Origin of the sequence: Afipia sp. Root123D2 (assembly GCF_001425835.1) — a bacterium.
Taxonomy (GTDB): Bacteria; Pseudomonadota; Alphaproteobacteria; order Rhizobiales; family Xanthobacteraceae; genus Afipia.
On sequence record NZ_LMDP01000001.1, the window covers coordinates 1,402,520 to 1,422,795 of the forward strand.

The window sequence follows — 20,276 nt, forward strand, 5'->3', positions numbered from 1 at the left end:
CTGGGGTCAGAAGCCCGCCGCGCTGCCGTGGAGATCGTATTCGCCGGCGCGCTCGATTTTCACAGTAACAATGTCGCCGACCTTCAGGGGCCGGTGGCTAGAGACGTAAACCGATCCGTCGATCTCCGGCGCGTCGGCCTTTGAACGGCCTTTCGCCACTGTCGGCCCGACCTCGTCGATAATGATCTGCTGCCGGATGCCGACCTTGCGCTTCAAGCGCTGCGCCGAAATCTTTTGCTGGCGCGCCATCAAGGCATTCCACCGGGCAGCCTTGATCTCATCTGGTACGGCACCGTCGAGCTTGTTGGAGGTTGCGCCGGCGACCGGCTCATATTTGAAGCAACCAACACGATCGATCTGCGCTTCGTCGAGCCAGTCGAGCAAATATTGAAAGTCGGAATCGGTCTCGCCCGGGAAGCCTACGATGAAGGTCGAGCGCAAGGTGAGGTCAGGGCATTGCTCGCGCCACGCCTTGATACGCGCCAGCGTCGTCTCCTGCGCGGCGGGGCGGCGCATCTGCTTCAGGACCGCCGGGCTCGCGTGCTGGAACGGGATGTCGAGATAGGGCAGGACCTTTCCCTCGGTCATCAGGCCGATCACCTCGTCAACGTGCGGGTAGGGATAGACGTATTGAAGCCTGATCCAGGCGCCGAGATCGCCCAGTTCGCGCGCGAGGTCGAGAAATTTTGCCCGCACCTCGCGATCCTTCCACGGGCTCGTCGCATATTTCAGGTCGACGCCGTAAGCCGACGTGTCCTGCGAGATCACCAGCAGCTCTTTCACGCCGGCCGCGACAAGCTTCTCGGCCTCCCGCAAGACGTCATTTGCCGGGCGCGAAACCAGATCGCCGCGCAGTTTGGGAATGATGCAGAACGTGCAACGGTTGTTGCAGCCTTCCGAAATCTTCAGATAGGCGTAGTGCCGTGGCGTGAGCTTGATGCCTTGCGGCGGCACCAGATCGAGATGCGGATTGTGGCGCGGCGGCACGGCGCGGTGTACGGCATCCAGCACGCTCTCGTACTGCTGGGGGCCGGTGATCGACAGGACATTCGGATAGGCGCGCTCGATCTGCTCGGGTTCGGCACCCATGCAGCCGGTCACGATCACCTTGCCGTTTTCGGCCATCGCTTCGCCGATCGCGCCAAGTGACTCCGCCTTGGCGCTGTCGAGGAAGCCGCAGGTGTTGACGATGACCAGATCGGCCCCATCGTGTTTCCGGGCCAGTTCGTAACCCTCGGCCCGCAAGCGCGTGATAATGCGCTCGGAATCCACCAGTGCCTTGGGGCATCCCAGGGATACGAAACTGACTTTGAGGGCGGTAGCCTGATCCATCTGCACTCGCTTGCGTAAAGCGCAGGAGCTATCCCCGTTCTCTCGTAAATTCAAGGTTTTAAGCAGCCTGATGGGCTTTAAGGGAGCTAAATGGCCGTGCTAGGCTCGTTTTGGCGCAGTACAGGGCACCAATGGTCGCGGATTCGTCGTTTAAGATCGTCATCGTGGACGAAAGCCCTATCCGCACGGCAATCCTCAGGGAAGGATTGCACGAGGCCGGTTTCGTCTCTGTCGAACACATCGACAACATGCACAATCTGCTGGCGCGAATTTATGCGCTCGATCCAGACGTCATTCTGATCGACTTGGAGAATCCAAGCCGCGATGTTCTTGAACAGATGTTCCAGGTCAGCCGCGCCGTGCGCCGCCCGATTGCGATGTTTGTCGACCAGAGCGATGCGACATCGATCCAGCAGTCGGTCGAGGCCGGTGTCTCCGCTTATGTTGTCGATGGATTGAAAAAAGAACGCATCAAACCGATCCTCGACCTGTGTGTTTCCCGCTTCAACGCCTTTGCCCGCCTGCAGGACGAGCTCGACCGTGCCAAATCGGCGCTCGAGGAAAGAAAAGTTATCGACCGCGCCAAAGGATTGTTGATGAAGTTGAGAGGTCTGACGGAAGATGAGGCCTACATCCTGATGCGATCGACGGCCATGCGGGAAAAGAAAAGGATTGGTGAAATCGCGCAATCGGTCATTACCGCATCGGAGCTGCTGAAATGACGCGGGCGCATCTCCGCATCGGATTCATCCCTCTGGTCGATGCGGCGGCTCTCATCGTCGCCGTCGACAAGGGCTTTGCGGCAGAGGAAGACCTCGATGTGACGCTCTTGCGCGAGGTGTCGTGGGCTAATGTCCGCGACAAACTCAGTATTGGCCTGCTTGATGCCGCCCATTTGCTGGCGCCGATGGCGATCGCGTCCAGCCTCGGTCTGGGGCAGGTCAGAATGCCGATCTTGGCGCCGTTCAATCTCGGCTTGAACGGCAACGCCATTACGGTGTCTCCGGCGCTACACGCTGCGATAACGCGCGAACTCGCTGGCTCACCAGCCGATCCGATGTTGACGGCGCAAGCACTGGCGCGAATCGTTGCAGACAGGCGCAGACGCGGCGATGATCCGTTGACGTTCGGCATGACGTTTCCATTCTCGACGCATAATTACCAGTTGCGATTCTGGATGACAGCGGGCGGCGTCGATCCGGACGAGGATGTGCGGTTGGTTGTCGTGCCACCGCCTTATATGGCTGATCATCTTGCCGCCGGCGATATCGATGCGTTCTGCGTCGCCGCGCCGTGGAGTTCGATCGCGGTTGATCGAGGCATCGGTCATATCCTGCATTTCATGTCCGATATTCTTGAGCTTGCCGCGGAGAAGGTCTTTGCGCTACGCGCGAACTGGGTGAACGAAAATCCGGACACCGTGGCCAGAATGATCCGCGCGCTTCAACGCGCGGCGGACTATATCGGCGCCCAGGAAAATCGCGCCCAAGCCGCTTCGATTATCGCTGCGCCGGATCGGATCGGTGGCGATGCCGACACGGTTTTCCGGACATTGGAGGGGAGGTTGAAAATCTCGCCCGATGGAACAACGCGCGAGGATTCCCGATATCTCCTTCTCGGTCAGGATGACACCGCGCGGCCGGATCCTGCTCAGGCGGCATGGCTGTATGCACAGATGGCGCGCTGGGGGCAGGCCACACTGACATCGGACAATCTCGCTCAGGCAACGGCAGTGTTCGCGCCGGCCCTCTATGACTCCGCACTAGGCCTCGCCAGGCGCGTGAGCGATCGGCCCGCGATGAAGGCGTTCGCGGGCCCGGTTTTCGATCCCGAACGCATCGAGGCTTATCTCGCGGCATTCACGCTGTCCCGCCATGGCGCTTAGCTACTGGCAGCAATCAGGCGATAGATCTTCAGGGGATCGATCTTGCGAGTTGTACAAATTCCGGGGGTGGGAAATGTCGTCTGCTTAATCAATGGGCGAGACCGCTTGTCTGGCGAAAAAATAAGCAAATGATTGTTCGTGAAGCGAAGCGAATAGTGGCTCCGATCAGCTTTCGCTTCATGTAATTTACTTATCTTATTGAAAATAATCAGATTTCTGAAGCGCGTCGAACTGGCACGTCGCTTGAATAGAGCACTGTGCCCGGTCGCCCACGAAGCTCCGGGCCTCCCGTCAGGGAGAGTTCCGCAACGCCGCCTAAACAGGTCGTTCTCAGGCGCCGCGCGGATGATGTGCCCGAAGGTGATCGCATCGGCGATCAGGCATCGTCCGATCGGTTGTCGAGAGGCCCTGTCCAACGCGGATCATGGATAAACGCCGCGCTCGTCGTGGCGACAGGAGCCTCGTCATGGACTATGCCAAGCCCACCGATGTCGTCGCGACGATGATCGACGTCAGCCAGAAAAAGCTCAAGCTTGCCCCCCGCGATTTGCTTATTCGCGGTGCGTTATCAGGGGCTCTGCTTGGCACCTCGACCAGCCTGGCTCTGGGAGCTGCGATCACCACCGGCCAGCCGCTTGTTGGCGCTCTCATTTTTCCTGTTGGCCTGATCATCATTGTGCTCCTCGGTCTTGAACTTGTGACAGGAAGCTTCGGATTGCTGCCGCTGGCCCGTCTCGAAGGTCGTGCGACATGGGGAAACATCGTCGCGAACTGGGGCTGGGTATTTGTCGGCAACCTGATAGGCAGCATCGCCTATGGCGTTTTGCTGGCCATTGCGCTGACCAGCATGGGCAAGATCGAACTGAGCGGGGTAGCCGCGAAGATCGTCAGCCTCGCTGAGGCAAAGACCATCGGCTACGCGGCACTCGGCACTGCCGGAATGATCACTGTGTTCGTCAAGGCTATCCTGTGTAACTGGCTGGTGTGTCTCGCGGTGGTGATGGCGATGACGACATCGTCGACGATCGGAAAGATCGCTGCCGCCTGGATGCCGGTGTTCATCTTCTTTGCGCAAGGCTTTGAACACGCCGTGGTCAACATGTTCCTGATCCCGACGGGCATGTTGCTCGGTGCCAAGGTCAGCATGGCGGACTGGTGGCTGTGGAATCAGATTCCCGTCACTCTCGGAAACATCGTCGGCGGTTTCGTCTTCACCGGCCTCGCGCTCTACGCAACTCACGGGCCCGGACAGGCACCGATGACTTCGCCGATGGCGTCCAGCCTTCCAGCCGAATAACCGGGGCGCAGGCAATTATGAAGCACGATACGACGAACGCCGACTTCAGCGGTGAGCAGAAACGCTACCTCGAAGGGTTTACCTCCGGGTTGCAGATCGGCCGCGCAAGCCGGATATTCAGCCAGGCCGGTGGCGGCGGATTGCCCGCCGCACCGGCGGAGCCGACCGGACCCGATGCTGCGCACCTGAAAGCGCAGCAGCAGGTTGTTGCTGAGGGCAAGAAGCTCACGGATCAGGAGAAGTTCAAGCAGGAGCTTCATCCGTTCGACGGCTACGAGCGATTGAAGGAACAGGCCGCGAAGAACGAGCCGCCGAAGCCGCCGGATAATTTCCGCTGGCGCTATTTCGGCATCTTCTACGTGGCGCCGAACCAGTCCTCCTACATGTGCCGGGTTCGGATTCCGAACGGCATCGTCAAGCACGGGCAGTTGACAGGAATGGCGGATCTGGCCGAGCGCTATGGCGGCGGCTACGCCCATATCACGACACGCGCCGGCATCCAGATTCGTGAGATCGAACCGAAGAATACCGTCGCAATGATCGAGGAGATTCAGGATCTCGGCCTGTGCTCACGCGGATCCGGCGCGGATAACATCCGCAATGTCACCGGCACGCCGACCGCCGGCATCGATCCGCAGGAACTGGTCGATACGCGTCCGTACGCGCGCGAGTGGCACTTCCACATCCTCAACGACCGTTCCCTCTACGGTTTGCCGCGCAAGTTCAACGTGGCTTTCGACGGCGCCGGGACGGTTTCGGTGCTGGAGGAGACCAACGACATTGCCTTTCAGGCGGTGAGCGTGAACGAGGGCTTCGGCGTCGATGCCGGCGTCTGGTTTCGGCTCGCACTGGGAGGCATCACCGGCCACAGGGATTTTGCGCGCGACACCGGCGTTCTGGTCCCGTTGTCCGAGGCAACGCAGGTCGCCGACGCTATCGTTCGTGTTTTCATCGATCACGGCGACCGCACCAACCGTACCAAGGCGCGGCTGAAATATGTGCTGGATGCCTGGGGCTTCGAGAAATTTCTCACTGCGGTCGAAGACAAGCTGGGGCGCAAGCTGGTTCGCGTGTCCGGCGAGGCGATGGCCGCCCGCCCGATATTCGACCGAATGGCCCATGTCGGCGTCCATCCGCAAAAGCAGGCAGGTCTGAACTGGCTCGGTGTTGTGGTTCCAGTAGGTAGGCTGACGCCCGAACAAATGCGTGGGCTTGCGCAGGTATCGCGCGATTTCGGCGATGGGGATATCCGCCTGACCGTTTGGCAGAACCTGCTGATCTCTGGTGTGCCGGACGACAAGATTACTCTCGCCGAAAGCGCAATCGAGGCGCTGGGTCTTTCGATCGAACCGAATTCGATCCGTGCTGGTCTTGTGGCTTGTACCGGGTCGACCGGTTGCCGTTTCGCTGCGGCCCACACCAAGGAGAACGCGGTGGAGATCGCGGCGTGGTGCGAGAGGCGCGTGGCTCTCGATATGCCGGTGAACATTCACCTGACCGGCTGCCATCACTCATGTGCACAGCACTACATCGGCGACATCGGATTGATCGGTGCGCGGGTTGCAGTTGGTGAAGAAAGCGACACGGTCGATGGTTATCATCTGCACGTCGGCGGCGGATTCGGTCCCGATGCAACGATCGGGCGTGAAATTTATCGCGACATCAAGGCTGAGGATGCGCCGGCAACTGTCGAACGCATCCTGAAATCCTATCTCGCTCACCGTGCGACCGTCGCGGAAACGTTTCTGGATTTCTGCCGGCGCCACGACGTCGATCATCTGCGGAAGCTGGCCGACCTCGAGGTGAGCGCATGAATCAGATGACGCCCCCTCCGACGCTTGAGCTGATTCCGGAATCTGCACCATTTTCGATCGAGCAGCGGACTTGGCTGAACGGGTTTTTTGCCGGGATCATTTCGCTCGATGGCACCAGTGTAACGCCGCTGTCGCCGGAGCAGGGTGTCGCGATGCTGCAGGGCGCCGACGATGGCGAGGCGCCGTGGCACGACCAGACGATACCGATTGAAGAGCGGATGAAACTTGCGGAGGGCAGGCCGCTTCGCCGTCGTATGATGGCAGCGATGGCGCAGCAGGATTGCGGTCAGTGCGGTTATAACTGTCACGACTACGCCGAAGCGATCGCCAGCAAGGCAGAGGCACGTTTGAATCTCTGTGTTCCGGGCGGAAAAGACACCGCCCGGATGCTCAAGGCGCTGCATGAAGAACTGGACGAGGCTCCAGCGTCAACACCAGCCGCGACGGTAACGGGTATCACGTCCACGTCAGCGAAGGCCGACAGCGTTCCGGGACGATCTCGCGATAATCCAGTGGAGGCCGTGTTTCTGTCCCGGCGCTTGCTCAATAAGGAGGGGTCGGACAAGGAAACCTGGCATATCGATTTCGACCTTTCCGGTCCGGGGCTGGATTACGTTGTCGGCGACTCGTTTGGCGTTTTCGCCCGCAACGATCTTGGTCTTGTCGATCAGATGATCGCCATGCTTGGTGCTTCGCATGCAACAGAGGTCAACGGAAAGACGTTGCGTGATGTGCTGTGTGAAGATGTGTCGCTCGCACCGGCGCCCGATTCCCTGTTCGAATTGATGTCGTTCATCACCGGCGGCGCATTGCGAGAAAAGGCGAGCGCACTGGCGCGTGGCGAAGACCCGGATGGCGATGCTGCCAACCTCGACGTGATGGCGACGCTGCAGAAATTCACCGGCGTCCGCCCGCATCCGGAGGCGTTTGTCGAGGCGCTCGAGCCGCTGCAGCCCCGGCTCTATTCGATCTCATCGTCGCATAACGCGACGCCGGGGCGCCTGTCGTTAACGGTGGACGCCGTACGTTATGTGATAGGGAAGCGCAAGCGCATCGGCGTTGCCTCAACATTCCTGGCCGAGCGGATCAACCCCGGCGATACGCTGAAGGTTTACGTCCAGAGGGCTCATGGTTTCGGATTGCCGCAGGATGGGAATATTCCGATCATCATGATCGGCCCCGGCACTGGTGTCGCTCCATTCCGCGCCTTTCTGCATGATCGCAAGGCGACCAAGGCGCCGGGGCGCAACTGGTTGTTCTTCGGGCATCAGCGCAGCGATTTCGATTTCTTCTATTCCGATGAGATGAAGACGCTGAAGGCCGATAGCGTGCTGACCCGACTGTCGCTTGCCTGGTCACGTGACGGCGCGGGAAAATTCTATGTGCAGGACCGTATGCGCGAGGTTGGCCGCGAGTTGTGGTCATGGCTCGCCGAAGGCGCTCATGTTTACGTCTGCGGCGATGCCAAACGCATGGCCAAGGACGTCGAGCGGGCGCTGGTGGATATCGTCGCCCAGTTTGGTGCCCGGACGACCGATGAGGCTGTGGCGTTTGTCGCCGATTTGAAGAAGAAAGGTCGTTATCAGCAGGATGTCTACTGATGTGCCGCGTTTACGCACGGCCGCCGTCAAGATGAAACAATTCGTCCGATCTTGATTTCGGAGGGATTTTCTCTGCCCTGAGGAAGTCTCCGGCAACTTTATCGTCTTTTCGCCGCCTCCCTTGCGAACAGTCCCATCGGCATTTCATTATTGCATTCAATGATCTATCGGAGGTCGAGAATGCAGGAATCCCGGGCGCGATATCGGCCGCGAACAGACGCAGGTCTGGCCGTGCCGAAGGTCTATCATCGCGCCGAGTTGCTGGCGATTTACGGCGCGCTGGCGCTCATCGCGGCCGTCGTGTTTGGCACGATTTCCTATCATCCCTTCTGAGCATTGAAGCTTGGCCGCGGAGTCGGCTTCGTAATGCGGGGCGACTAGCGCCGGGAACTGAACGGCGCGACAGCGATATCTGCGTCCTCGAGTGCGCGCCTGACCGCGCGGCCGATATCCACTGCGCCTGGCGTATCGCCGTGGATGCAAACCGTATCGACCTTCATCTTGATGGTTTTTCCGGTTACCGATGTCACCGCCTGCTCGCGGACCATGGTGACGACACGCTGAGCGATCTGAGCCGCGTCGTGCAGCACGGCACCGGGCTTACTGCGGGCGACAAGTTGAGCATCGTCCTCGTACGCGCGATCCGCGAACACTTCATAAATCAGATTCAGGCCTGCGGCCTCGCCGGCGCGGACAAGTGCCGTGTTGGGCAACACGACGAAATACAGATTAGGATCGACTGCCTTGATCGCGGCCGCAATGGCGCGGGCTGTCATGTCATCCACGCATCCGACGTTGGACAGCGCACCGTGAGCCTTGACATGGGTGACCTTGTGGCCGGCAAGGGAAGCTACCGCCTGCAATGCGCCGATCTGGTAGGCAACCAGTGTTTCGATCTCGGATGACGTCAGCCCTGCAACAGGCCGCCTGCCGAATCCGTGGAGATCGCGAAAGCCAGGGTGAGCGCCAATGCTGGTGCCGCGTTCTTTCGCGAGCTTCGCTGTCTTCAACATGATGTCGGAATCGCCCGCATGAAATCCGCAGGCCACATTAACGCTGGTCGCAAGCTCGATCATCGCGGCGTCGTTTCCCATCTGCCACGCACCGAAGCCTTCGCCGAGATCGCAATTGAGATCGACATTCATGGAACATTGCCTTCTGTCGCTTGAGATTGCCATGTCGCGGTGTCGGTCGCGTTGACGACGGCGCCCGCGACATTCGCATCCCGTAGCGCGCCGATGTCAAACCCGCCCTTGCGCTCTCGCTCAATTCTGCCGGGCAGAGATAGGAAAAATCCATACATCGCGCGGGCCTCTGCCTGCGCGGCCTCGATGCTCACGGATTTGAATCGAACCGTTTGACCCGCTTGGGTTTGAGCCATCCTGCCGATGTCAGCGGTGATGACTGTTGCAATCTTGGGATAACCGCCGGTTGTTCCGCGATCCTTCATGAGAACGATCGGCTGTCCGCTTCCCGGAACCTGGATGCTGCCGTCGACCGTGCCATCCGATACGATGTTATGACCGTGGTTGTGAGTGAGCCTGGGCCCTTCGAGCCGGTAACCCATGCGATCGCTGGTGGTGGAAACCCGCCAGTCGCTGGCCAGAAACAATTCTCGTGAATCTCCGAATTCGTCATCCTGTGGTCCCATCACAACGCGGATAGGGCCTGCCGACGGAAGAGGAATATCGAGGCCATGCTCGTGGGGAGAGGCTGTCGCGGTTCCGACCTCGAGCCAATCTCCAGCCTGCAATGGGCGAGGAAACGGACTTCCCAGTCCCGATCGTGCGGTGACCGAAAGGCTCCCGAACACCGGTTCGCCGGTGATTCCGCCTTCGATCGCCAAATAACTGAACACGCCGCGCCGGGCTGGTCCCAGAATCAGGGTTTCACCTTCGTGGAGAACGACGGTTTGATTGAGTGAAACGGGTTTTCCTTCAATCACACCATTGCGCGTGGCACCGGCGAGCGCCACCCGAAGCGGTCCGTCGTGCGCTGTGAAGGTTGCACTCAGCGGACCGATCTCGATTGCAGCATCGAATGCCGCATTTCCCACAAGGCAATTTGCGATCACGAGAGCGGTCCGATCCATCGCTCCGCTGGGAACGAGACCGTAGCGCTGTGCCCCAAAACGTCCAGCATCCTGAACCGATGTGGCCGGACCGGCCGATTTCACCTCAAGCTTGCTCATGGCAAAATCAGGTCCGCGACGATCTCGCCGTGCTCTGCCGCGCGATCGAGTTCGGCGAATTTCGACGCTTCGAGGGGATAGAATGTGACGGCATCACCCGGTTCTATCAGAAACATGGGATTGCGATGGGGATGAAATGTCCGCACCGGGGTTCGCCCCAGCAGGTGCCAACCGCTTGGCGCGGCGAGGCATTGTACACACGCCTGAACGCCGCCGATGGAAATTGTACCGGCGGGAGTTTCGACACGCGGATTTTGGCGGCGAGGTGTCGCGATCGACGGATCGAGGCCCGCGAGATACGCAAAACCCGGCGTAAAGCCGATCATCGCAACGAAATAATCGCCGCCGCTGTGGCGCGCGATGACCTCATCAGGTGAAATGCCATGGAATTTCGCGACCTCATCGAGGTCGATGCCATGGTCGCCGCCGTAGGTGACAGGTATGCGCCAGCGTCGTGCATTTTTCGCCGGAGGGGCGGGCAACTCCGCAAGCCGCAGCAGGCCGCGAGACAGCTCATCGAACCCGATCACGACAGGGTCGTAGTGCACCAGCAGTGAGCGATAGGTCGGAATCGTTTCACGAATCCCGATTATGCTTTCTTGAGCGACGCGGCGATCCAGCGCCAGCACTTTGCGATTGATTTCCGGATCGATGTCGCGGCCAAAATCTACCGTCACCGCAGCGTCACCGCTCGGAAGAATTCGTGGCCGTGGAATCTCGGTCATGTTTGCACGGTATCGGCAAATGCCATTCTGGCTATTAGTCCGATAATCCAGCGGAAATGGCAACGCGGGTGGTCGTTTTATTCAAGGGAAACGTCGGGGAATCGGATTCACCGCACGCTGACGGCGCTGCCACCATACATGTCTCGCCCGGCCAGGACACATTCGGCGAGTTGCTGCAGTTTAGCGACCAGACCTGCGCCAGCCGACAACGGTGGCTTCGAGCACACCGCCGGATTCGCTGTTGCGCCACGATCCATCGACCCAGCGGCATGTGAAAGGCAGTTGATATGTCCCGCTTTTATCTTCGCATAAGACCTGCACGGGTTCGTTGAGCGGTGGCTCGCTGCTTCCATTGAATTCGGCCAATCGCTGTGCGCGTGTCGCCATTGTAAAATCTCCATGAATCAAAACGTACCGGATATCGATTGTGTCGCGTATTGTAGAACCGCAATTCTGGCAGCATTGGTTCAAGGATGTGGCTTGAACGTCATCATCATGAAATGACTCACCTCGAGATTGGAGCAGGCCTATGAAAACAGGCCATGGGTCAGTGCATGGATGGTGATCACTTCTTTGCGCTGCTCATCGCCGGGCTGAACGGTTTCCAGTTTTTCCTGCGAATTTCACGATCGAGCCAAGTGAAGAACCGGTAGGGCTGATCGGTCTGCGAACAGAAGGACTGCATTTTGAGGCAGTCTTACTGACGTAATGATTGTGTTTCTCCAACAAGAACGCGCGAACTGTCACTGTGTTGCGACGTAGCATTCGTCGATTTCAACCAAGACGGGAGCGCGCCTGCTCAGGAGAAAAGATTCTGGCCAAAAGTCCTACTTTATGAACCGCCAGCAAGTATTGGTTTACGTCTCCGTGCGGAGATTTCAAGCACGACGCAGGCACGGAGGATACCGATGTTTTTTGTCATCCTCGCTCTGATTGGCACTGGCGGAATATTCTTCCTCGCCAGCGCCACGCAATACAGTGGTTGGTATTGGTCTTATCAGCTTTGCCAGCAAGGCGCGATTTTCTGCGAGCATCCGAGCTGGATTCTGATCGCGGCGGGAGCAATGCTCCTGTTCGAGATGGTCCGGACCATGTCGCGGGCCTGATGCCAACGTAAGTCAGTTTGCCTGGCGATGCGATTTCCGCAGGCTAGAGTGCACTCGCCATGGTTGCGTCGATCGCATAGTCCAGCGCTGCCGGGGCGACATCATCCGGCGGCGGATTGTGGCCGTCGCCTGCCGGTGTAACGCGCGCTAGCACCGGACCCTCTGACCGCTCCACCCCTCCGGTGCCGATGACGAACATCGGACGGTAACGGTAGATCGCGATATCTTCCGCCAGCGCCATATTGCGATTGTCGAGAACGCGCCAGCGGCCGTCGAGCCGGGCGGCGACTACAGCGTGGTCTTCGACCGTTTGCGCGTCACGTACGATCACCAGGCGAAGGTCGCTGGCGGCAACACCGGCCTCGCGCAGAGCAACGAACTTGGCGATCGCATAGTCCTCGCAATCGCCGGCGCCCGCCGCGAGTGTGGCGAGCGGCGAGCTCCAGCGGTCCTCGACGCCATGGAGAGCCCAATCGCTCTGCGGCCGGATTGCGAGATTGATGGCGCGATTGACGATGCCGAAGCGGGCGAGGCCGCTGTGTTCGCGAGCTTCCTCGATAATATCCAGAAACTGGCCGGCTTGCGGTGACGTGCAGTTGCTGCGATCGCGACGGCAATTGGCGATGATTTCCAGGTCCGCTTCGATCGAGCGCTCGACCTCAAGCCATTTCGCGGTGAGCGGGCTTTCGAATATGGGCGCTGTCAGTCGGCCGAATGGCTCGACCAGTCCTGCACGGGGCGTGGGTGGAATTGGAGCATCAATTGACATGGTCGGCCCAGCCAATGCCGGGGCGGCGTTTTGTGCCGTGAACGTTGTGGCGCATAGCACCGCAACTGCGAACATTCCGGGAATACGAAAAGCCGACATGTGACGCCCTGCGTCCGGGCATCGGCGCGCAGAGATCTGCAGGCTCGTGGCCGGATCGTTTGGGGCGCGAACCTAGAGCCGCAACGTTTTTATCGATTAAAGGCTCATGCTTTCGGGTGATCTGGATGGAAGTATGCGAAAGGAATGCTGTGTCATTTAAGTAGAATTTGAAGTACGGCTAATACGAGCCGCGAGGCACAGATTTTCGGATATTTTATAGTATTTAAACGAAGTTAGATCTAGTCTTGAAGTATACATTGAGCATAGATTTCTACTTCAACGAAAAGCAATGACTTTCGATGTTGAATCCAAGCGTCTAATTCTTGTGTCGGCGCCAGTTATTTTCGGTATCAGGGCGGACAGGTCTGTTTTCCGTGAAAGATGGCATTGCTGGCTTCTTTTCCTGGTGCTTGGGCCGTCCAAAGAGGGTGGTTAACGAACAGGAGCGAGCTCCAGAACTGTGCCGTTTCATTGAAGCCGCTATCTGACGGATTGCGTTCGATGCTAAGAGCGATGAGAATTTATTGTTTTGAAAAAATTAACCTTTTGAGATCGGCTGACGGTCGTGAATTTTTCCGGCAAGTTCGAGCACTCATTGATTGGAGATGCGCTCGTCACGCCTGACGAAGGGCTGTTTCATTTCGGGCATGCTTCAGGCTCCGGTACTTATGACGGGCACTCGGCTGTCGTTACGATTCCCGATGCTCATCTGCTGTTTTCAGGAGACATGCAGCGCTCGGGGGACGACCTGATCCTGTCAGGTGAGGGCCGCAATTTTACCCTCCATGACTATTTCAAAGGCGAAATCCGGCCGGTACTCGCTTCCAGGGATGGTGCGAGCCTGTCCGCATCGATCGTCGAGGCATTGACGGGTCATACGGTCTACGCGCAAGCCGCCGGCACGTCGTCCGGCGGCCAGGCGATCGGCCAGGTGATGAAGCTGTCGGGCAGCGCCAGCGTCATCCGTAATGGCGTGACCGTCGAACTCAATGTCGGCGATGCGGTTCTGAAGGGTGATGTCGTCCAGACCGGATCGGGCTCGTCGATAGGCATCACGTTCATCGACGGTAGCGCGTTCGGGATGGGCGCGAATGCCCGGATGGTCCTCAATGAGATGATCTACGATCCTTCCGGATCGTCGAACTCATCGCTTATCAGTCTCGTGCAGGGGACAATTACGTTTGTCGCCGGACAGACCGCGAAGAACGGCGATATGCGCGTCGATACGCCGGTGGCGACGATGGGTATCCGTGGCACCGCCGTTCTGGTCGAAATCGCCGCGGACGACGGACCGACAAAGTTCTCGGTTCTTGTCGAACCCGACGGGCATACCGGATCGTACAATCTCTACAACAAGACCACCGGCCAGTTGATCGGGACGATCTCGCAGGCCGGGCAGGTTACTTTCGTGTCGGCGAGCAACAATCAGATCACCGCGAACGAACAGCCGGCGACGCCGGGCGATCAACAGATCACGAAGGCGCTCGTTCAACAGATTTTTCAGCTCTATTTTCCGAACTACACGCCCGACGATGCAACCCCGAAATCCAACAAGAGCGGCTCGGGATCCAGCGGCAACAATCTGGCCGATGTGCATACACCGGCAAACAGTTCCCCGGGCTCATCGACGTCCATTCTCTCGATTGAGGTCAAGACCGGTTCATACGATCCGGTTACGGGCAAGATCGCGACGGTGGACAAGGTCTATATCAATTCCCCTGCGTTGTTCAACGCGGCGCCTGCCTTTGCAATTCAGGCGTTCGTCGTCACAACTGACAGCTTCAAGATTTCAGATCATGTGCTGATCAACGACCCGGATATCGGCTCGGCGCCATTCTTCGATGTCGCCGTTCCGTTCATCCCCAATAGTGCCAAATTCGTATCCGTGAACAGTTCGATCCCGCTGCCGGAGGATTTCAATCCTCTGACACTGGTTCACGTCAATCAGACGACAGGTAAAGTCACATTCGATCGCCATGATTTCAACTTTCTAAATGAAGGCGAGACGCTGACTTACAAGCTCGAGTTTGATAGCCGGTCCGGCCCGGACAAGACGCACCTGACCATCCCTTTCATCATCACCGGCAAAAACGACGCGCCGGTTTTTGAAATCAGCGATGCGCCGATCGTTGCTGCTCATGCCGAAACGGACGATCAGACTGGACATCAGGATCCGGTCACCAGTGACGTGACGCTGCCGTTTCACGATCCTGATTTTTCAGACGTCGGATTGGGCTATTCCATTCAGGTGATGGATGTGGCTGCGACCTCGGGAGAGGTTGCGGGCTTGCCCGATCACGTCACGCTGATGAGTTTTCTGACCTTCGGCGGCATCGCCAAGGAGTTCGATAGTGTGACCGGGCAGGCGACAGGCAGTTTCGCCGCGCCCGATAGCATCTTCGACTATCTCGGTGCTCATGATTCGGTCACGCTGAAATACACCATTCAGTTGACCGATGCGCGTGGCGCTATTGCAACGCAAGATGTTTTCGTCACCGTTACCGGTAGTAACGATACGCCTGTGATTTCCGTCGGTGAATCTGCTCAGGTTGCGACCATCAACGAATTGCCCGGACAGACCGACGATCCCACGCCGGATGCGGCGTGTGGCGGTTCGATCCACTTTACCGATGTCGATCTCACCGATACGCCGACGGCCTCCGTTTGTGGCCAGAGCGTCTGCTATATTGCTGCAGACGGCCAAACGGTTTTGACTCTCACGGCGGATCAGGCTGACGCTATCAAGTCGGCCTTTTCAATCACGCCGACAGCGTTCTCTCACGATGGCACGGTTGTCTGGTCCTATAGCGTCCCCGACAACAATCTCGACTTCCTCGCGCAGGATGAGACCGTCACGCTGATATCCACGGTTCGGATCGACGATCACAACGGCGGTACGGCGACCGCGACAGTGACCGTCAATATCTATAGCGGCACCAATGACGTCCCGACAATCACCAGCGACGTTTCGGCCGCGCAGGGCGGTTTCAGCGAACTGGCCGATACCACCGGAAATACGACGAGCCTCGGTGAGGCCTGCGGAACGTTGACGTTCCGTGATGTCGATTTGAATGACGCGCATATCGTTACGCAATGCGCGCCGTCATTTGCGTGGTCAGGAGGGGTGCTGACCATTGCACAGATTGCGGCGCTCGCTGCAGCGAGCGCGCAAACACTGACACCTCACGACAGCGCGGGAATGGGGACTGGCTCTGTCGACTGGGGCTACAAGATCGCGGATAACGCGCTGGATTTCCTGGCCGATGGCCAGACGCTCACAGTGACCTATGATGTACGCATCGACGATCAGCATAACGCGGTGGCGACACAGCCGATTGTTGTGACCATCACGGGCACGAACGATGCGCCCATGGTCTCTGCCTCGACGCCCGTTCATCTCGTAGAAGCCACTTCGGCTGATCCCGGAACGGCAAGCTCGGTTGCTGCGCTGTCGCTATCCGACATTGACGGAACGGCGACATACGATACGGCGAGGTTGAATGTCGACGGCTGGATCAATCATCCGGACGGTACATTCAGCAAGGCGGGCAACTACGGAACCGCGACGCTCGATACATTGAGCCATACGTTGACCGTCGCGTTGGACAACGTCGCAGTCGATAGCCTGACAGCCGAGGATCATCATCAGGTTGTGTTCGATATTCCCGTGACGGATGGTTCGACGCCGGCGACGACGTCGGTCTGCTTCACGATCGACGGCGCGAATGATGCGCCGGTTCTGTCGGCGAATGCATTTCAGGCGGTCGACAACGGCAATGGTTCGACGGCATTCACCGGGCTATCGCTGTTCGACGCGGACAACGGTAACAGCTCGCTGACGCTGTCGGCGAATGCCGATCACGGAACAGTCCTTCTGGCAAGCAATGAGGGGACACAGTCGGAGATCAACGCGACCCTGCAGAATGGCTTCACATATGCTGTTACTGAAGCTTCTCCGACAGAGACTATCGCCATAATCGTGACTGATGATCATGGTGCCAACGATAATTTCAATTTTATCTTTCAGCAGTCCGCCGGCAACAACGGCGCGACGTTGACGGGGACAGCGGGCAACGATGCCATCTTCGCCACAAACGGGTCGGATAATTTGACCGGCAACACAGGTCACGATACGTTTGTGTTCAATGATCTGGCAGGAACGGACGTTATTACTGATTTTCATCAGGGCGATGATCATATCCAGCTCTGCGCTACCGATGTCGCGGACTTCAGTGCGTTGCTTGCAATGACGAGTGACAATACCAACGGCGATGCCGTGATCGCCGTGTCGGCGCAAGATAGCATCACGCTGCTTGGCGTGCACAAGGCAGCCTTGACGGCAAACGACTTTCATATCGTTTAATCGCGAGGTCCTGGTCGTTGCCCGCACCGTTGAGACAAACCGAACTCGGAGAGGCGTTGCGCGCCTGCCGCAGCGCCTTTCTCGGCGTCGGTGCGATGAGTCTGGTGATAAATATTCTTTATCTCACCGGCTCGTTCTTCATGCTGGAAATTTACGATCGCGTCCTGCCGAGTCGAAGCATCCCGACCCTGGTTGGGCTGATGATCCTTGCGGCTGTGCTGTATATGTCTCAGGGACTGCTCGATCTGATCCGCAGCCGAATTCTTGTGCGCGTCGGTTCGGCACTTGACGAGATGCTCAGCGCGAGAGTCTACGACGTCGTGATCCGGGTCCCGCTGATCACAGGCAGTCGCGGCGAGGGAATAGAACCGGTTCGTGATCTCGACAACATCCGTTCGTTTCTGTCCGGAATGGGTCCCGGCGCGTTGTTCGACCTTCCGTGGCTCCCGTTTTATATTGCGATCTGCTTTGCTTTTCACCCGTTGCTCGGACTCACGGCACTGGTCGGCGCGGTCATTCTGATCAGCCTCACGGTCGTGACGGAATATCTGACCCAGGCTCCGGCCAGACGTGCATCGAGCCTTGCCGTGCGTCGTCAGGATCTTGTTTCGGCGAGCCGCCGGAATGCAGAGGTGCTGGTGGCAATGGGCATGGCCGGACGCGTCGGCAAGCTCTGGAACGAATCCAATCGCGCCTATATCGAGAGCAATCAACAAACCAGCGATGTATCGGGAGGCCTCGGCGCTATCGCCAAGGTGCTTCGCATGACACTGCAATCGGCCGTGCTGGGTGTCGGCGCCTATCTTGCTATCAACCAACAAGCGACTGCCGGTATTATTATCGCCGGTTCGATCCTGAGCGCGCGCGCGCTGGCTCCGGTCGACCTGGCCATTGCGCACTGGAAGGGCTTCGTTGTGGCCCGGCAAAGCTGGAAGCGCCTCAACACGCTGCTGGCAAAGTTGCCTCCGGTGTCGACACCGACACTTCTGCACGATCCGTCCCGACGCATGAGCGTGGAAAGCCTGACGATTACGCCGCCGGGGCAGCAGAAAGCCGTGGTGCAGGACGTCACGTTCGCGCTTGAGGCAGGGCATGGCGTCGGCATCATCGGGCCGAGCGGCTCGGGCAAATCCTCGCTGGTCCGTGCACTGGTCGGCGTCTGGCAACCGCTGCGCGGAAAGGTCCGTCTCGATGGTGCCGCGCTCGATCAATGGTCGTCGGAAACTCTTGGGGTCCATATCGGGTATTTGCCGCAGGACGTCGAACTTTTCGCCGGAACCATTGCGCAGAATATTTCGCGTTTCGAGGACGACGCCGGTTCCGATCATATCATTGCGGCAGCCAAAGAAGCGGGCGTGCACGATCTGATCATCGGAATGGGCGACGGGTACGATACCCAGATCGACGATCGCGGCAGCGTGCTGTCAGCGGGGCAGGCCCAGCGGATCGCGCTTGCGCGCGCCCTCTATCGGCAGCCGTTCCTGGTTGTGCTTGATGAGCCGAATTCAAATCTGGATAGCGAAGGCGACGAGGCGCTGACCCGTGCTGTTCTGTCGGTGCGTGCAAGGGGCGGTGTTGTCGTTGTCGTTGCGCACCGGCCGGTCGGGATCGCAGGTGTCGATTTCGTGCTGGTTCTCAAGGACGGCCGCGCGCAGGCGTTCGGGCCGAAAGACGCGGTGCTCGATCAGGTCCTGAAACGAACCCCGTCTCAGGCACCGGTCAAGATCGTTGCCGATGGAGGCACCAAGTCATGAGTTGGCTGGGCCGACCGACCATTTTCAAATCGCTTGACGTTCCGGGTTCGCGCCGTTCGATCCGGTCGCACCTCCTGATCGGCCTGTTCGTCGTCATTGTTCTGGTCGGCGTGGTCGGCGGATGGGGATCGACGGCCGAAATCTCGGGTGCGCTGATCGCGCCGGGGTCCATCGTGGTCGATTCAAACGTCAAGAAAGTACAGCATCCGACCGGCGGGGTGGTCGGGGCGGTTCTGGCGCGCGATGGCGATCGGGTTAAGGTCGGTGATGTTCTGGTCCGTCTGGATGATACCGTGACCAAGGCGAGCCTTGCGATAGTGACCAAAAACCTTAACGGGCTCTGGGCGCGCAGTGCCCGGCTTGAGGCAGAGCAGTCGGGAGCAACAACGATCACGTTTCCGCCCCAGCTTCTCGCACAAGCAGATGATCCTGAGGCTGCTGCGGTCATGATGAGTGAACGCAAGTTGTTTGAAGTCCGCTCGATGGGACGTATCGGCCAGAAAGCACAGCTGAGGGAACGCATTGCGCAGTTGCGAGAGGAGATGGCTGGTCTCGATGCGCAGGAGAGGGCAAAGTCGCGCGAGATCGAACTGATCCGGAAAGAACTCGTCGGCGTGCAGGATCTCTACGAGAAAAATCTGATTCAGATTTCCCGCCTCACCACTCTGGAGCGCGATGCAGCGCGTCTCGATGGCGATCGAGCCCAGTTCATCGCGCAGAAGGCCCAGGCCAAGGGCAAGGTGACCGAGATTGAGCTGCAGATCATCCAGATCGACAAGGACCTGTCCAGCGAGGTTTCGAAAGAGCGCCGCGAAATTAACGACAAGATTGGGGAAGCGGTCGAACGGAAGATCACAGCCGAGGATCAGTTACGGCGTATCGACATCCGTGCGCCGCAGGATGGCATGGTCCTACAATCCACGGTTCACACCGTGGGAGGCGTTATCTCTGCCGGAGATACGATCATGCTGATCGTACCGGACACCGACAATCTTTCGGTCGAGGCGAAGGTCAATCCACAGGACATCGACCAGTTACGGATCGGCCAGCGGACGCTGCTGCGGTTGTCAGCCTTCAACCAGCGGACTACCCCGGAGCTGAACGGCACGGTCAGCCGCATTTCGCCCGACACCACCGCGGATCAGCGCACCGGCCAGAGCTATTATACGATCCGTATTTCGATGCCCTCCAGCGAGGTGGCGCGGCTCGGGGACGTCCGGTTGATACCGGGAATGCCGGTGGAGGCTTTTGTCCAGACCGGCGAGCGCACCATGCTATCCTATCTCGCAAAGCCGTTGAGCGATCAGCTCATGCGTGCGTTCCGGGAAAAGTGACGGCAA

At 58.8% G+C, this 20,276-nt stretch carries 16 protein-coding genes; 10 read left to right on the forward strand and 6 right to left on the reverse strand.

Annotation, left to right across the window (positions count from 1 at the left end):
• Positions 1-6 precede the first annotated feature (6 nt).
• A complete protein-coding gene (gene rimO / locus ASC80_RS06905; RefSeq protein ID WP_056294313.1) occupies positions 7-1,332 on the reverse strand; it encodes a 30S ribosomal protein S12 methylthiotransferase RimO in 1,326 nt (441 codons plus the stop codon).
• 131 nt (positions 1,333-1,463) lie between these two features.
• On the opposite strand from rimO, the gene ASC80_RS06910 reads away from it, so the two are divergent.
• The 6 genes from ASC80_RS06910 to ASC80_RS23640 all read left to right on the forward strand — a co-directional run bounded on the left by ASC80_RS06910 (position 1,464) and on the right by ASC80_RS23640 (position 8,262).
• Positions 1,464-2,054 (forward strand): ANTAR domain-containing response regulator, encoded by a 591-nt coding sequence (locus ASC80_RS06910; RefSeq protein WP_056294317.1) that lies wholly within the window; start codon positions 1,464-1,466, stop codon positions 2,052-2,054.
• Positions 2,051-3,217 (forward strand): CmpA/NrtA family ABC transporter substrate-binding protein, encoded by a 1,167-nt coding sequence (locus tag ASC80_RS06915; protein ID WP_056294319.1) that lies wholly within the window; start codon positions 2,051-2,053, stop codon positions 3,215-3,217. The genes ASC80_RS06910 and ASC80_RS06915 overlap by 4 nt, the downstream gene beginning before the upstream one ends.
• A 466-nt stretch (positions 3,218-3,683) precedes the next feature.
• Positions 3,684-4,514 (forward strand): formate/nitrite transporter family protein, encoded by an 831-nt coding sequence (locus tag ASC80_RS06920; RefSeq protein WP_056295721.1) that lies wholly within the window; start codon positions 3,684-3,686, stop codon positions 4,512-4,514.
• 17 nt (positions 4,515-4,531) lie between these two features.
• Entirely contained in the window at positions 4,532-6,328 is a 1,797-nt protein-coding gene (locus ASC80_RS06925; protein WP_056294323.1) for a NirA family protein, read from the forward strand.
• On the forward strand, positions 6,325-7,929 hold the full coding sequence (locus tag ASC80_RS06930) for a sulfite reductase subunit alpha (protein ID WP_056294326.1): 1,605 nt from the start codon (positions 6,325-6,327) through the stop codon (positions 7,927-7,929). The genes ASC80_RS06925 and ASC80_RS06930 overlap by 4 nt, the downstream gene beginning before the upstream one ends.
• A 180-nt stretch (positions 7,930-8,109) precedes the next feature.
• Positions 8,110-8,262 carry a hypothetical protein gene (locus tag ASC80_RS23640; RefSeq protein WP_156464294.1) on the forward strand — a complete coding sequence of 51 codons (153 nt, stop codon included), beginning with the start codon at positions 8,110-8,112 and terminating at the stop codon, positions 8,260-8,262.
• Positions 8,263-8,306: 44 nt separating this feature from the next.
• On the opposite strand, the gene ASC80_RS06935 is transcribed toward ASC80_RS23640, so the two are convergent.
• From ASC80_RS06935 to ASC80_RS06950, 4 genes are all read right to left on the reverse strand, one after another.
• The gene (locus ASC80_RS06935; protein ID WP_056294329.1) at positions 8,307-9,074 is read right to left on the reverse strand and encodes a LamB/YcsF family protein; all 768 of its coding nucleotides are present in this window, start codon (positions 9,072-9,074) and stop codon (positions 8,307-8,309) included.
• A complete protein-coding gene (locus tag ASC80_RS06940) occupies positions 9,071-10,120 on the reverse strand; it encodes a 5-oxoprolinase subunit C family protein (RefSeq protein WP_056294332.1) in 1,050 nt (349 codons plus the stop codon). Before ASC80_RS06940 ends, ASC80_RS06935 begins: the two co-directional genes overlap by 4 nt.
• Positions 10,117-10,845 carry a 5-oxoprolinase subunit PxpB gene (pxpB, locus tag ASC80_RS06945; protein ID WP_056294333.1) on the reverse strand — a complete coding sequence of 243 codons (729 nt, stop codon included), beginning with the start codon at positions 10,843-10,845 and terminating at the stop codon, positions 10,117-10,119. The genes ASC80_RS06940 and pxpB overlap by 4 nt, the downstream gene beginning before the upstream one ends.
• Before the next feature lie 180 nt (positions 10,846-11,025).
• Positions 11,026-11,232: a hypothetical protein gene (locus ASC80_RS06950; protein WP_056294334.1), complete on the reverse strand. Its 207-nt coding sequence runs from the start codon at positions 11,230-11,232 to the stop codon at positions 11,026-11,028.
• 521 nt (positions 11,233-11,753) lie between these two features.
• Between ASC80_RS06950 and ASC80_RS06955 the strand changes: the two genes are divergently transcribed.
• Complete coding sequence (locus tag ASC80_RS06955; RefSeq protein WP_056294335.1) at positions 11,754-11,951, forward strand: hypothetical protein; 198 nt, start codon at positions 11,754-11,756, stop codon at positions 11,949-11,951.
• 43 nt (positions 11,952-11,994) lie between these two features.
• Here the strand turns inward: ASC80_RS06955 and ASC80_RS06960 are convergent, their stop codons facing one another.
• Complete coding sequence (locus tag ASC80_RS06960; RefSeq protein ID WP_162244582.1) at positions 11,995-12,720, reverse strand: transglutaminase-like cysteine peptidase; 726 nt, start codon at positions 12,718-12,720, stop codon at positions 11,995-11,997.
• 664 nt (positions 12,721-13,384) lie between these two features.
• On the opposite strand from ASC80_RS06960, the gene ASC80_RS06965 reads away from it, so the two are divergent.
• The 3 genes from ASC80_RS06965 to ASC80_RS06975 are packed head-to-tail and all read left to right on the forward strand — an operon-like array spanning position 13,385 to position 20,270.
• Entirely contained in the window at positions 13,385-17,182 is a 3,798-nt protein-coding gene (locus ASC80_RS06965; protein ID WP_056294337.1) for a VCBS domain-containing protein, read from the forward strand.
• A gap of 29 nt (positions 17,183-17,211) precedes the next feature.
• The gene (locus ASC80_RS06970) at positions 17,212-18,936 is read left to right on the forward strand and encodes a type I secretion system permease/ATPase (protein WP_244487196.1); all 1,725 of its coding nucleotides are present in this window, start codon (positions 17,212-17,214) and stop codon (positions 18,934-18,936) included.
• On the forward strand, positions 18,933-20,270 hold the full coding sequence (locus ASC80_RS06975) for an HlyD family type I secretion periplasmic adaptor subunit (protein WP_056294341.1): 1,338 nt from the start codon (positions 18,933-18,935) through the stop codon (positions 20,268-20,270). The genes ASC80_RS06970 and ASC80_RS06975 overlap by 4 nt, the downstream gene beginning before the upstream one ends.
• The last annotated feature ends 6 nt before the right edge of the window (positions 20,271-20,276 follow it).

Coding starts and splice junctions, on each gene's coding strand:
- ASC80_RS06930 (WP_056294326.1), top strand. CDS start 6,325: ATGAATCAGATGACGCCCCCTCCGACGCTTGAGCTGATTCCGGAATCT.
- ASC80_RS06925 (WP_056294323.1), top strand. CDS start 4,532: ATGAAGCACGATACGACGAACGCCGACTTCAGCGGTGAGCAGAAACGC.
- ASC80_RS23640 (WP_156464294.1), top strand. CDS start 8,110: ATGCAGGAATCCCGGGCGCGATATCGGCCGCGAACAGACGCAGGTCTG.
- ASC80_RS06920 (WP_056295721.1), top strand. CDS start 3,684: ATGGACTATGCCAAGCCCACCGATGTCGTCGCGACGATGATCGACGTC.
- rimO (WP_056294313.1), bottom strand. CDS start 1,332: ATGGATCAGGCTACCGCCCTCAAAGTCAGTTTCGTATCCCTGGGATGC.
- pxpB (WP_056294333.1), bottom strand. CDS start 10,845: ATGACCGAGATTCCACGGCCACGAATTCTTCCGAGCGGTGACGCTGCG.
- ASC80_RS06915 (WP_056294319.1), top strand. CDS start 2,051: ATGACGCGGGCGCATCTCCGCATCGGATTCATCCCTCTGGTCGATGCG.
- ASC80_RS06935 (WP_056294329.1), bottom strand. CDS start 9,074: ATGAATGTCGATCTCAATTGCGATCTCGGCGAAGGCTTCGGTGCGTGG.
- ASC80_RS06955 (WP_056294335.1), top strand. CDS start 11,754: ATGTTTTTTGTCATCCTCGCTCTGATTGGCACTGGCGGAATATTCTTC.
- ASC80_RS06975 (WP_056294341.1), top strand. CDS start 18,933: ATGAGTTGGCTGGGCCGACCGACCATTTTCAAATCGCTTGACGTTCCG.
- ASC80_RS06960 (WP_162244582.1), bottom strand. CDS start 12,720: ATGTCAATTGATGCTCCAATTCCACCCACGCCCCGTGCAGGACTGGTC.
- ASC80_RS06950 (WP_056294334.1), bottom strand. CDS start 11,232: ATGGCGACACGCGCACAGCGATTGGCCGAATTCAATGGAAGCAGCGAG.
- ASC80_RS06910 (WP_056294317.1), top strand. CDS start 1,464: ATGGTCGCGGATTCGTCGTTTAAGATCGTCATCGTGGACGAAAGCCCT.
- ASC80_RS06940 (WP_056294332.1), bottom strand. CDS start 10,120: ATGAGCAAGCTTGAGGTGAAATCGGCCGGTCCGGCCACATCGGTTCAG.